The 13,022-nt window shown below is 35.6% G+C and carries 13 protein-coding genes and 1 pseudogene; 11 read left to right on the top strand and 3 right to left on the bottom strand.

What is annotated here, in order from left to right; translation table 11 throughout:
- Positions 1-41: 41 nt before the first annotated feature.
- From N784_RS13760 to N784_RS16695, 6 genes are all read left to right on the top strand, one after another.
- A complete protein-coding gene (locus N784_RS13760) occupies positions 42-3,206 on the top strand; it encodes a type 2 lanthipeptide synthetase LanM family protein (protein ID WP_036835792.1) in 3,165 nt (1,054 codons plus the stop codon).
- Between the two features lie 99 nt (positions 3,207-3,305).
- Positions 3,306-3,533: a helix-turn-helix transcriptional regulator gene (locus N784_RS13755; RefSeq protein ID WP_036835790.1), complete on the top strand. Its 228-nt coding sequence runs from the start codon at positions 3,306-3,308 to the stop codon at positions 3,531-3,533.
- Positions 3,533-3,847: a hypothetical protein gene (locus N784_RS13750; protein ID WP_036835788.1), complete on the top strand. Its 315-nt coding sequence runs from the start codon at positions 3,533-3,535 to the stop codon at positions 3,845-3,847. Before N784_RS13755 ends, N784_RS13750 begins: the two co-directional genes overlap by 1 nt.
- A gap of 18 nt (positions 3,848-3,865) precedes the next feature.
- Positions 3,866-4,786, top strand: coding sequence for an ABC transporter ATP-binding protein (locus tag N784_RS13745; RefSeq protein WP_036835786.1), 921 nt, complete (start codon positions 3,866-3,868; stop codon positions 4,784-4,786).
- Entirely contained in the window at positions 4,779-5,714 is a 936-nt protein-coding gene (locus tag N784_RS13740) for an ABC transporter permease (protein ID WP_036835784.1), read from the top strand. The genes N784_RS13745 and N784_RS13740 overlap by 8 nt, the downstream gene beginning before the upstream one ends.
- Before the next feature lie 487 nt (positions 5,715-6,201).
- Positions 6,202-6,432: a hypothetical protein gene (locus tag N784_RS16695; RefSeq protein ID WP_156965262.1), complete on the top strand. Its 231-nt coding sequence runs from the start codon at positions 6,202-6,204 to the stop codon at positions 6,430-6,432.
- Between the two features lie 258 nt (positions 6,433-6,690).
- On the opposite strand, the gene N784_RS13730 is transcribed toward N784_RS16695, so the two are convergent.
- Positions 6,691-7,353 (bottom strand): hypothetical protein, encoded by a 663-nt coding sequence (locus N784_RS13730; protein ID WP_036835781.1) that lies wholly within the window; start codon positions 7,351-7,353, stop codon positions 6,691-6,693.
- A gap of 60 nt (positions 7,354-7,413) precedes the next feature.
- Positions 7,414-7,755, bottom strand: a complete 342-nt coding sequence (locus N784_RS13725) for a helix-turn-helix domain-containing protein (RefSeq protein ID WP_036835778.1) — start codon at positions 7,753-7,755, stop codon at positions 7,414-7,416.
- 133 nt (positions 7,756-7,888) lie between these two features.
- Here N784_RS13725 and N784_RS13720 point away from each other — a divergent pair, with 133 nt between their 5' ends.
- Together N784_RS13720 and N784_RS13715 are read left to right on the top strand one after the other, a co-directional pair.
- The gene (locus N784_RS13720) at positions 7,889-8,113 is read left to right on the top strand and encodes a helix-turn-helix transcriptional regulator (protein WP_036835776.1); all 225 of its coding nucleotides are present in this window, start codon (positions 7,889-7,891) and stop codon (positions 8,111-8,113) included.
- Positions 8,114-8,124: 11 nt separating this feature from the next.
- Positions 8,125-8,319: an RNA-binding protein gene (locus N784_RS13715; protein ID WP_036835775.1), complete on the top strand. Its 195-nt coding sequence runs from the start codon at positions 8,125-8,127 to the stop codon at positions 8,317-8,319.
- Here the strand turns inward: N784_RS13715 and N784_RS16060 are convergent.
- The gene (locus tag N784_RS16060; protein WP_052127333.1) at positions 8,285-8,662 is read right to left on the bottom strand and encodes a DUF2513 domain-containing protein; all 378 of its coding nucleotides are present in this window, start codon (positions 8,660-8,662) and stop codon (positions 8,285-8,287) included. The two genes, N784_RS13715 and N784_RS16060, sit on opposite strands and share 35 nt — an antisense overlap.
- A gap of 187 nt (positions 8,663-8,849) precedes the next feature.
- On the opposite strand from N784_RS16060, the pseudogene N784_RS13705 reads away from it, so the two are divergent.
- From N784_RS13705 to N784_RS13695, 3 genes and pseudogenes are all read left to right on the top strand, one after another.
- Positions 8,850-10,136: pseudogene (locus tag N784_RS13705) on the top strand (IS110 family RNA-guided transposase).
- A gap of 400 nt (positions 10,137-10,536) precedes the next feature.
- Positions 10,537-11,949: a phage portal protein gene (locus N784_RS13700; RefSeq protein WP_198134435.1), complete on the top strand. Its 1,413-nt coding sequence runs from the start codon at positions 10,537-10,539 to the stop codon at positions 11,947-11,949.
- The coding region (locus N784_RS13695; RefSeq protein ID WP_036835774.1) for a minor capsid protein at positions 11,949-13,022 on the top strand (1,074 nt) is incomplete at its 3' end. The genes N784_RS13700 and N784_RS13695, both read left to right, overlap by 1 nt.

Raw genomic sequence — 13,022 nt, 5'->3', positions numbered from 1 at the left:
CAAACTAATCCCTCTTATTTTAATTTTATAGAGGTGATATTATGACTATTTCCCATCTTTATCGCTCATTAACCATAAATGAACGTATAAGCGAAAATCATCATCCCAAACAAAAGGTGGATTTAAATGCAGCTAAAGGCTTTTGGAATGAAATCCTAGAAGGGGAAGACCCTACAAAGATAGATCAAATATTTAAGCAACATTATAACATTACTTCTGGATTCTTGGAAAATCACTTTGAGTCAGATGTCGAACCCGAATTTTTGAAGAAAAGTGATTGGTTAAGTCAACTATTACAACAGAACGAATTTTTCCAAGGTACCAGTTCCAGTTCGATTGAGGATAGCGAGTTTACCAATATGGATTTATCATTTGTACCGTTTTATCCTTTTTTCGAACCATTTCTGAAAGAGTTTTATTATGATCTTTTTCATAATAAAATGAAACATTTAAACGTTGAAATTACATATTCTTGTAAAAATGACATCATAAAACATTTTGTTGATTTAATTTATACGGTAAGTCATAAAACACTTATCTTAGAAATTAATTCTTTACGCTTAATGGGTAAGCTTAAAGGTGATTCTTCAAGAGAAAGATATCAAGCTTTTAATAAGTTTTTGCAAGACGATGATTACAAACAATCGCTGTACCATGAATACCCTGTCTTGTTCAGATTAATATCAACAAAAATTGTGAATTTTAAACGTTTCTTATTAGAATTATTCACTAAATATAAAGAAGATGAGCTACTTTTAGAAAAAAAACTAGGAATAGATCCTGCTTCCATGATGAAAAATATTCATATAGGAAGTGGTGACTCGCATAAACGAGGTAAAACCGTCACAATCCTTGAATTTGAAAACGGAAAAAAGGTAGTTTATAAGCCAAGGAGTCTTTCCATTGATGCTGAATTCCAACGATTTATTTCTTGGATTAATGAAAGTGGGTCAACAGATAACAAATTAAAAACAACAGAAATCCTCGATCTAGGAGATTACGGATGGTCTGAATTCATACCATACCAAAATTGTAATACCACTATGGAAGTATCCAACTTCTATAATCGAACGGGGCAATTACTGGGTATTCTTCATGTGATGAATGCTACAGATTTCCATTATGAAAACATTATTTCTAACGGGGAACATCCTGTTTTAATCGATTTAGAGTCACTTTTCCATCACACGGTATCTTCAAATCATGAAGCGACCAAAAGCAAAGTTGTAAATAAGTCGTTACAGTTAATTAATGACTCAGTTTTGTCCACGGGTCTTATCCCAAATAGTGCTTTAAAGGATCAGGACGATTCTAACATTGACTTAAGTGGAATTGGAAATTCCTTAGGCAATAAAGAGTTGCCATTTAAAACAGAGGTTGTCTCCAATCAGTACACCGATGAAGTAATGATAGAAAAAAGGCATGGAACACTTTCACCAGGCTTAAATACTCCTCAGATCAAAGGGGTGAGCCTTCAAATAGGTGACTATTTAGAGGATATAATAGATGGATTCTCCTCGATTTATAATTTCTTCTTAACAAATAAAACAGAACTAGTAAGCAGAATAAAATCTTTTAAAGGAAAAGAAACTAGGAAAATATTCAGAGATACTATGAAATATGGAAAGCTACTTAATCTTAGTTATCATCCAGATTTCATGCGAAATCAAGTCGATCGAGAAGTACTGTTAAATCGTTTGAGAGCCAAACAAGAAGAAGCGATAAATCGGGTAGTTGATTATGAAATAGAAGATATGTTGGAAGGGGACATTCCTTACTTTTCCTCTACGCCTGAAGGAAAAGGAATCATGTCATCAAACCATTCAAGCATAGACAATTTCTATTATAAAGATGGTCTTACCTTGAGTTTAGAAAAAATAGCTCGACTTAGTCAAGAAGATCATGAAAGTCAACTTAATATTATAGCGGCTACTATATCCGCAGTTTATAGTGAAACTGACATTAAACTTCTTCACTTTAAAGAAGTAAATCACCATCCAGGAAATTCAGAAGGCCTCATAAAGAGGGCAGAAGAAATTGCTGAAATTCTGTTGGATAGCGCTATAAAAAATGAGGATGAAGATGGTCTAGAGTTATGTTGGACAAGTATGGTTACTAAAGGGGGAAATGAGAATACTTGGGTTTATTCCATTACGGGGCCCGGCCTATATGATGGAAACCCCGGAATCGCTCTTTATTTTTCATATCTCTGGAAATTAACAGGAAATCCAAGATATAAACAAGCAGCTTACGCTACATTGAATCCAATTATAAAAATGCTACCTGATTTAGTTGAACCTGAGAATGTAAACTTAGGAGGATATTTAGGAATTGGCGGAATTGTCTATAGCCTCCATCATCTAGGAGAAGTTCTTCAGGATGACGGACTTAAAGAGGCGGCAAAACAAAATGCCGTTTTATTTGATAAATTTATTGCACAGGATAAAGTATATGATCTTATCGGTGGTTCTGCTGGGGCTTTAATGATCTTAATGAATTTATATGAAGAGTATAAGGAAGACTGGATGTTACAGATAAGTAGAAAATTAGTTAACCACCTAATTGAAAATTCTCAACCACAAAATGTTGGGGTAGCTTGGGTCCCTCATAATGACGCCGATAAGGATCCGTATATTGGTTTTTCTCATGGTAATGCCGGAATTATTGCTGCCTTATCTAGGTACTTTAGATATCGTCCATCTGACCAATTAGAAGAGATTATTCAAAATGGTATTAATTATGAAAATACATTCTTTAATGCTGAAAAAGGTAACTGGTTTAGTACGCATTTGGATAAGTATCTTTTAGCATGGTGCCACGGCGGCCCAGGAATACTGCTATCTAGGTGTATTCTACATGAAAGTGGAATTGAAAATGATGAACTAAGCAGAGATATAGAAGCTGCGTATAATTCAGGGATGCTCTCAAAGACTGGGAAAAATTATTCGCTATGTCATGGCGATATGGGGTTAATTGATATCCTGATGGTCGCTGAAGTAAAGATGGATGGATACAAAAAACAAAAAGTTAGCGCACTTAGAGAACAGATTATTCAAGAGGTATTTTCTAATTCACAAATTCAGGCGGATATTAACTCAGTCGGTTTATTAAACGGGATAGCCAGCATTGGTTATGGTCTCTTAAGATTGGCAAGTCCTAATCAAGTACCATCAGTGTTAATACTAGAGAAGCCCAACACACAATAGGGATATCCAACAAAAAAGTGAAGTATTTTTGACATTAAGTTAAAAATACTTTACTTTTTGTATGAAATATTTTACTGTTGTAGTAAGAGGTGAATAGCCATGGCGAAACATCAAGGTCAATTAAATAATCAACTTAATGTATTGCGTGCACAAAAAAAATGGTCTCAAGAAGATGTAGCTACCAAAGTTGGAGTGAGCCGTCAAACAATTATTTCGATTGAAGCTAACAAATACAACCCTTCTTTAATCTTATCGTTTAAATTGGCAAAATTATTTGAAGTGGATATTCAGGACATATTTAGTTATTCAGAATTGGAGGAGAAATAATGAATGAGATAGCAAATATAATAGAGCAACTTAAAGAGAATTATCTTACGATTTTAGTGTTTTTATCTATTATCCCTTCAATGTACGCGATTTTTTTCTCAAGCAGCGAAAATGATGAACGTGGTCAAAAAATCACAAGTCTTGCTTACCAATATTCTTATTTTTTCTGCCTAGCGGCCATACTTATTTTGTTTATTGTTAACAGGTTGGTCGACCTGACATTTGCAGATTTCAGAGCTGGTGTTATTACAATCGTCTTACTTGTTAATTTCTTTTTGGGAATTACTTTGTTTACTCTAAACAGAAAGTATTAATCAATGGAGGGGATGCAAATGGATGAGGTTGTATTAGAATGTCGAGGAGTTAGTAAAATACTTAGCCGGACAGAGGTTTTAAAGGATGTTTCAATAACCTTAGAGCGAGGGGAAATTTTTGGATTAGTAGGTCCGAATGGTGCTGGAAAAACTACCTTAATGAAAACCCTATTAGGCCTAACTAAAATTAATAAAGGAAACATTTCAGTATTAGGAAGACCCGTGAAAACTGAACGAGCTTATGCATTGAAAAAAATAGGATCTATGATTGAGTCCCCTTCGTTTTACCCTTTTTTTACTGGAGAACAAAATTTAAAATATTTTTCACAGAGCTATTCTAATATCACTCAAGATAAAATTGAACATATCCTTGATTTAGTGGGAATGATTAACTCAAAAAATAAAAAATTCAAAAAGTACTCTCTTGGTATGAAACAACGTCTTGGCATAGCAAGTGCAATCCTCCATGACCCTGAAATTTTGATTCTTGATGAACCAACGAACACATTAGATCCAATAGTAAGCGAAGAGTTTAAACAATTAATATTGCGTTTGCGCAAAGAACAAAACTTAACAGTACTGATTTCGAGCCATAATTTACTTGAAGTAGAAGAGATTTGTGATAGATATGCGATTTTGTCGAATGGTGAAGTTAAATCTATAGATGAAACAAAGTTGGTATCAGACGGTACAGTAACCTTACGTATTGAACTGGATAATCCCAATAAGGCTCAGCAGTTGTTGGATGTTCAATTTGGTGAAAATACGGAAATTCTTAATTCGTCTCAAATTGAATTCACATTACTGAGAAAAGATTATTCACAAGTAATGTTTTTGCTTCTTTCAAATGAAATAAATATCACTTCAATGACAGAAGTAAAAAGAGGAATTAAAGAACACTACCATGAAGCAATGGAAGGGGGGGAAAAGAGTGTTTAAAATACTGTTAGGTGAATGGAAAAAACTACGTAGTCAAAACATTATCCTCCTGGTAGTTGCGGTATTTTTGATCCTTAATGTAGGTGGGGCAATCTATAAATCTACACAGACAACAGAACCCACTTCTGATAATTGGAAAATGAGTCTAGCCTCTCAAAATGAGGTACTTCAAAAAGAGATAAAGAAGCTTCCCGAAGGAAGCTTAATGAGTTCTTCACATGAAAAGACCATTTTGATAAATGAGTACCGTATAGCAGAGAACTTAAAGCCTAAAGACTCTATAAATTTATGGTCATTTGCTTATTTTAGCAAGATCGTGCTTTCATTTGCTGGTTTAATTATCATTTCCATTGCAGCGCACCTGGTCTCCTCTGAACATCACTGGAAAACCATCAACACGCTCATGGCGACCCCCTTGCAAAAATGGAAATTCATTAGCTCTAAGATTCTTACCCTATTCACCTTTACATTTTTTGTAGTGTCCCTTCAACTATTATTTTCTTTGATTATAGGGGGGATTGCCTTTGGAGGCGGAGGTGAAAAAATCTATCTTTCAGTCCAAGAAGGGAAAGTTATTGAAGAAAGCTTTTCACTAGTTGTGATGAGGCACTTCTTTTTATCTGCTGTCAGTTTGTTTGTCGTTGCAATGATTGGTCTTACTCTTTCGACGGTATTTAGAAGTACCGCACTATCAATGGCTATTTCTCTTTTTCTATATTTAACAAGTGGAAACGTTACAAGGTTAATTGCACCTCATTTCGAAGGAATCAAGTACTCTTTATTCGCTAACACAAACCTCAACATGTATTTTAATGGCTCAACATTTATCAGTGGAATGACTTTGACCTTCTCTTTAATAGTGTTAAGTACATATTTATTGGTTTTCCTATTGATCTCAATAGGGACTTTCGTAAAGAGAGAAGTATAAGAAACAATTTTCCGTAATATGTAATTAGTTTCGAGAAGTGAGTAAGTCCTGTTTGTGTCTGGGGTTTTAGTCTTTTACTTTTGCCACCGCCCCTCCATAATCTAAATAGAACGAAATAGTAAATAGGAATACGTGAGTTTAAACAGGAAAATTTTTCTTAATTCAAAACCAGAAATCTAACAATTTTATCTATAGTTCTGGCGCACCTGATGAGGTGCGTCTTTTTTTATTACAAGTTTTCCGATGCAGAGATAAAAAATACAACAAGTGAATTTAATATCGAAAACAGGGGGAGTAAGGGCTTTGATCACCTCCTTAAACCCTTGAGATTACTCTAGACGGAATAGTCCAACCCACGGAAGACCTTAGGTGGAAGGGGGGAGATGGCAGAGGACTTAGGGAGGTTTTAGAGAGTTTTACAATAAATAAACATTTTATGGATATTAAAAGTGTTACATTTAAATAGGAGGAGGTGAATGGTATTAGCATGACAAAAGATAAACGTGACATTTCTTACTTCAAAAAAATAAAACAAGGAATTATTCTTAGAATTACCCTTCTTCAATTTTTATTGAGAGGTCTGATTGCAACAATTCTTGTTGGAACTGAAGTTTTGATTGGTTTAAAAAGTTTCACTCCAAGGAGTTTTAGGGGTCCGTTGGCAGAGTTCATGTGTGAATTCTTGCCACTGTTCTTGGGGACTATCTCTAGTTTTTAAGAACATTTTACACTTTCCTCCCTTTTGAGCTGATTCACTAGAAAACTCCCAATAGATGACTTGTATACCTATTGCTTTCGAAACGTTATTAATAGATAAATCATTCGGCTTCTGGATTGCTATAGACTTTAAAAGTTTAAAAACATACCTCTCTGCTCTGTTGTAAGTAAACATAAAAATCACCTCTATGCGAATGTATGTTCTGTAAAACTGTAAAAAAGAGGGCGTACAAAACTATTGCACACCTAATAACTATATTTATTTTTTCAAATCTATCTCAATATCAATTTCTTCTCCAACATTTTCCCAATCAGTATCTTGTGGAGCGCTAAATATTAATCGAATAGATTCCACATCTTCAGCTTTAGAATTCTTCAGAATATAATAAGAGGATCCTTCTTTATTAACAGCACCAATATATTCTCCATCAATATGATCACTCATCAACATATCGGGTTCAAGTTGTTCGCCAGTATTTGTAGTCATTACTGCTTGTGATGCGTAAAATTCTATGTTTTCTTCGGAATTATTTTCGACTTTCATATCTACTTGAATATATTCTATTTCTTCCGTTTCCATCATAGCGGCTAGATCACCTTTAAGTTTACCTGAAACTCCATTGGCCTTATTTATGGTTAATTTAATTGGTCCACTTTCAAATGTTCCAACATCATCAGTACGACTAACTAAAGTCATTTCTCCGCCTTCATTAGTTACCACGTCACCAACTGAAGCTTCTTTAGACTCATTTTCTTCTGTAGTCATTTTTTCTGAATCCTTTTCCTTTGTAGCATCTTCGTTTGAACTTTCATCAGCGGCTTTGGCATCGTCTTTATTCTCTGAAGAGCTATCATCATTGCCACAAGCGGTTAGGACAACAGCAAATACCATTGCTAAAAATAAAAATAATAATTTCTTCAAACTAATCTCCCCTTAAAATGTTTTCTCTATGTAATCTATGCAAAGCATAGTAATTACCGTTTATTCATCATCTTTAAATGCTTCCCAAATCTTTTTCAATCTCCTTAAATCTTCTTCTTTGGATTTAGGTAATTCTTTATACCAACGCTCTAGATCAGGAGAGTTTTTGAACGCTTCAAAAGCTTCTTCTTCTGTTAGATGCGGTTGATCACTGTGACCTAAGAGGTAATCTGTAGTTACTCTGTAGTAATCGGCAAGAGTAGTTAGTATTTCGTAATCGGGGCTTCTATTACCTTTTTCATATGCAGTGTAAGCAGGCCTTGAAACTCCAATAATTTTTGCTATATCTTCTTGAGTCTTTTTGTGTTCTTTCCTTAATTTAATCAACCTATCTTTAAGCATGTTACTACCCCTTCCTTAACTAACATTTTACAGTAACAATGCGTTACTTAAAACTAAGTGTAACAAAACGAAACTTTTAATAAATAAAAGTGTCGACTATGTAACGAAACGTTACAAGGAGGTGGTGAGTACAATGAGGACGTGGCTTAAAGAGTTAAGGAATCAGCGAGGTTATACCCAACATAAAGTTTCTAAAGATGCTGGGATAGAAAGATCATATTACACCATGATAGAACAAGGTAAAAGAAATCCAAGCGTTTCGGTCGCTAAATCTATAGCTTCAACATTAGGGTTTGATTGGACTATTTTTTTTGATAATCAATGTAACGAAATGAAACAAAATAAACAAGCTATTTAGGAGGTGAGTACATGGAACAAACTAAACCATATTCATTTGAAAAGTTAAATGAAGTCTCTTTGAGCAAAAGACTGAGAATTGACGGTGTAGAAATCAAAGGGATACAAGCAGTTGAAATTAAATCTGATGTATCTAATGTATCCCAGATAGAAATAAGATTTATTGGAAAAATCAAAGGTTTAGATGATTTTTCAACCAGGCAGTAGCAACGCCGGTGGCTATCGGTGCTAGTCCTTTTATGGTACCAACGCCTTTTTCTGAAGCCATACCCTTAATTTTATTCCAATTTGTATCATTGCGGATGTTGTCTAAAAATTCATGTCCATCAGTGCTTATGGAATCAATTGAAAAAAGTATACCACTTTTAGTTGTATAAACTTTACCATTTAAAAGCCTTGCCTCAATTAGCTTTTCAAGAGCATAGCCTAAATCACTTTTATCGAAACTTTCAAGTCGTCGGTCGTAAACTACTTTATTGATATCAATATCTCTAGGTTGATCTTCAATTACAAATAACAGGTCACGCATTGCATCAAAACTTAGTTTCAATTTTTCACCTCCCTCTTACAACAATATTCGACAGAGGTGAACAAAAATCCTACAAGGAGCATTCCTGTAATGAAGAAATTTCGGAGGGAAATGGGTGAAAATGACAAGTGCATAAAAAAAGCCCCCTTGGTACGATAGAGAGTGTCATGCATGACCTCGAATTAAGTACCGAAGGAGAGCTTATATTATGGATTTTACACAAAATAATCGTTTAGCGCAAATAAATGAACACACATTAATTATTGGGGTGGATATAGCGAAACGCAAACATGTGGCTCGGGCGATTGATAATCGCGGTCGAGACCTTGTTAAACGGCTTGTATTCGCCAATACGCTTGACGGGTTTTCAAATTTGATTGAATGGGCAGTGGCTCTTTCTGACGCGCACACGCGTCCCAATTTGATTGTTGGCATGGAGCCAACGGGACATTACTGGCTCAATTTAGCTTATCACCTGAAAGCACGCGGCATTAAAGTTGTCGTTGTCAATCCAATGAAAGTCAAACGATTCAAAGAAATGGATGATGACTCTCCAACTAAAAATGATACAAAAGATGCCAAAGTCATCGCTCAAGTTGTGCGTGATGGCCGTTACCATAATCCCACTTTGCCTGAGGATGTTTACGCTGAATTGCGTGAAGGCATGAAGCTCTATGATATCATCCAAGAAGATCTGTCCTCGATTAAGGCTCAAATGCATAATGCGCTTGATCGATACTTTCCAGAATTTCTCGATGTCTTTAAAGACTGGACAGGTAAGGCGGCTCTTCATTTATTGGAAAAAGGCTACATGCCGGAAGATATCCGTCAAACGACGGAAGAAACTTTACTTTTGGAAGTTAAGCAGGCTGCCAAGCGTGGTGTAGGATTGAAGCGTATCCAAGCATTAAAGCAGGCAGCTGATAACAGCGTGGGACTGACGGCAGGGTTAAGAATGGGACGACAAGAAATTAGGTATTTGATTGATCAGTATAAGAATCTTTAAGAACGTCTTATCGCTCTTGAAGCACAATTGGAAGAACTCGTTCATCACATTCCTGGTTCTGATCAGATGATAGCGATCAAAGGTGTTAGTTCCATAACCGTAGCTGGTTTCTTCGCTGAAACAGGTGATTTATCGAATTATGAAGATCCACGCCAAATCATTAAATTAGCGGGACTCAATTTAAAGATGAATCAGTCCGGACTATTCAAAGGCCAAACAACGATCACAAAACGCGGAAGAAAAAGACTGCGAAGTCTTCTATATCAAGTTGCACGTCCTTTATCGCTACACAATGAAGGTTTTAAGCAGCTTCATCATTATTATCGTCATCGCTCTGATAATCCGTTGACAGGAAAACAATCATTTATTGCGCTAAGCAGAAAACTTGTCAAGATCTTTTATGTATTAGGTACACGAAAGTGTACGTTCAGTGAGAAACGCATGCTTCATGATATCCCAATGATTTCAACAATACAGGAAGTCGCTTAATCAACCGAATGACCATCGTTTAGAAACTACTCTTTAACAATTGAAGCACGGATTAGCCGGTCGTTATTTAATCCATTAGGGCTTTGACCCACTTAAGGAGCATTTCCGGCATCCACCATGGTCAGGTCGAACGAAGGAATTTGCGCGCATAGACGCCGTGAGACATGGGAGGGTCCACCGCCATGTAAAAGTGGAGATCCAAGGTGCGATCATAAAACAAGCATCCATTTAATGGAAATACACCATTAAGGTTTATTTAGCTTACCCATTTTACCAAATTCCAGCACCTATAGGGGTGGAAAAGGCCGGAATTCGCTATGGACTTTAATTGTCTAATAGAAAAACAGAGATAAACGAAGGAATTCTAAGAAAAGGTTAATTTATTGAGGGAGGGGTGAAAGTGGCAGAAAATAAGCAACGGTTCAGTAAAGAAGCCAACAAAACTTATACGTACAAAGATGCTGATAGCTTACTAGCTAATTTAGGTGATTTAACTGAAATTGTTAATCATCACCTTTCCAATCAAGTTTCTCGATTATCTGAATTAGACGATTATTATTTAGGGAATAACCGCACCATCTTAAATGGAGATAGACGAAAAGAAGAACATATGGCTGATCATAGAGCTACCCATAACCACGCTAGGTATGTAAGCCAATTTATTGTAGGTTATCTTACTGGAAGCCCTATAGAAGTTATGCACAATGAGCAAAAGGTGCAGGACACAATATCGTATATAAATGACATTAATAATGCAGATGCTATAAATAGTGAATTGACACTTGATTGTTCTGTATACGGAAGAGCATATGAATTAATATTTAGAAGTCAGGACGATGAAACTCGGTTTACTTTGCTTTCTCCGTTAGAAACATTTGTGATTTATGACGATACAGTGGAGCAAAAAGCTATTGCTGGAATAAGACATCGAACTCTACTGATAGATGGCGAAAACACTTTAATTGTGGAAGTATATACGAATTCTAAGATATATACTTATCATGCTAATGAAGACGGTAGTGATTACAAACTGGTAGATGAAAAAGCACATTACTTTGATGGCGTACCTATAAATGAGTATCAAAATAATAGATTTCGTCAAGGTGATTTTGAAAACGTACTAAATTTAATTGATTTATACGATGCTTCTCAAAGTGATTTAGCAAACTATTCTCAGGATTTACAAGATGCCATGCTTGTTATAAAAGGACGTCTTGACCTGATGGGAGATAATGTGGATCCGGTTCAACGAGCTAAGGAAATGAAGCAAGCTAACATCCTTTACATGGAGCCGGAAATGGGCACCGATGGCAAAGAAGATAATGTTGATGCCAGATATATTTATAAGCAATATGATGTGGCTGGAATGGAAGCATATAAGACTCGACTCACCAACGATATTCATAAATTTACTAATGTGCCAAATATGAATGATGAAAAATTTGCAGGTACACAATCAGGTGAATCTATGAAATACAAGCTGTTTGGACTTGAACAAGTAAGAGCATCAAAAGAGCGTTATTTTAAACGCTCCATGAAAAATCGTTATAGGTTAATAAATAATATTATGGCCACGGGTTCAGAGCTGCCAAAAGATACCTTGAATAATATATCAATAGAGTTTACACCTAACTTTCCAAAGAATACAAAAGAACAGATTGATATATTTAATAGTCTTGGTGGTGAAGTATCTAATGAAACAGCTTTGTCCTTGTTACCCTATGAAATTGATATAGAAGCTGAGAAAAAGTGTTTATCGGAAGAGCAGGAAAACCGCAGACAAACTTCTAGTTACATGGATGTAGAAAGCTAATGGAGCATAACTACTGGACAGAGCGAGAGAGAAATAATATTACACGTGAGCAGATGAAGGACGAAGCAGTAGTACAAGAGCTAAGGAAAATAATTCAAACAGCCCTTCAGGGATCTCTAGAGGATATAAGATTATTTTATAAGAATTATGCAAAGCGCAATAAACTGACCAAAGCTGAAGTGAAGCAAATAGTATCTGACATGGATGTGCAAGCCTTTGAAGAAAAAGCAGCTAAGTATGTGATAGATAAAGATTTTAGCGATAGAGCAAATAAAGAATTAGCTGCTTACAACTTAAAAATGCGTGTTAATAGACAAGAGCTTCTTATGATGTATTTAAATGCTCGCCTGGTAGCTATGGCAGATGAACAGGTTAAAACCTTTCAAGATTACTTAGAGCAGGTTAGCCTTGATGAGGTATTAAGACAAGCAGGTATACTTGGAGCTGATTTGTCTATTCCTATAACAACTTTAAAGGCAATAGTAGGAGCTAGCTTTCATGGTGCTACGTGGTCAACTCGTATATGGAATGATATGCATAAATTAAGAAAAGAACTTAACAACATTATAAATAGTGCAGTCATTCGTGGAACAAACCCAACTACATTTCTACCTAAAATAAAAGAACATTATGATGTAACTACCTTCGAAGCCAAGAGGTTATTAATTACCGAAAGTGCCAGAGTTCAAACTGAGAGTATGAAGTTAGCTTTTCATGAATTAATGAATGATGATACGGATGCCGAATATGAATTTGTAGCAAAGCTCGACAGTAGAACATCAAAGGTATGCAGAGGATTGGACGGAGAACATTTTAAAGTTAAGGATATGAAACCAGGGGTTAATGCAGCTCCTATGCATCCATTCTGCAGAAGTTCAGCAGCTTTAGTCTCAGGTGATTGGCGTAGTAATTTCTTTAAAGAAAAAAGAGAAACGCATTCTCTACCTAGCGATAATGATAACCTAATTGAAGACAGAGCATCCAATGATGAATACAAGACGTATCCTGTAAAAAAATCCAATGTGCCATGGAATGAATACTTTGTAAGCGTCAAATACTACACACATATGCAA

It is taken from the genome of Pontibacillus litoralis JSM 072002, assembly GCF_000775615.1.
GTDB classification, from domain to species: Bacteria; Bacillota; Bacilli; order Bacillales; family BH030062; genus Pontibacillus; species Pontibacillus litoralis.
The sequence above is the reverse complement of the archived record's forward strand: the minus strand, read 5'-3'. Positions and strand labels throughout refer to the sequence as shown.

Coding starts and splice junctions, on each gene's coding strand:
- N784_RS13760 (WP_036835792.1), top strand. CDS start 42: ATGACTATTTCCCATCTTTATCGCTCATTAACCATAAATGAACGTATA.
- N784_RS13755 (WP_036835790.1), top strand. CDS start 3,306: ATGGCGAAACATCAAGGTCAATTAAATAATCAACTTAATGTATTGCGT.
- N784_RS13750 (WP_036835788.1), top strand. CDS start 3,533: ATGAATGAGATAGCAAATATAATAGAGCAACTTAAAGAGAATTATCTT.
- N784_RS13745 (WP_036835786.1), top strand. CDS start 3,866: ATGGATGAGGTTGTATTAGAATGTCGAGGAGTTAGTAAAATACTTAGC.
- N784_RS16695 (WP_156965262.1), top strand. CDS start 6,202: ATGACAAAAGATAAACGTGACATTTCTTACTTCAAAAAAATAAAACAA.
- N784_RS13725 (WP_036835778.1), bottom strand. CDS start 7,755: ATGCTTAAAGATAGGTTGATTAAATTAAGGAAAGAACACAAAAAGACT.
- N784_RS13720 (WP_036835776.1), top strand. CDS start 7,889: ATGAGGACGTGGCTTAAAGAGTTAAGGAATCAGCGAGGTTATACCCAA.
- N784_RS13715 (WP_036835775.1), top strand. CDS start 8,125: ATGGAACAAACTAAACCATATTCATTTGAAAAGTTAAATGAAGTCTCT.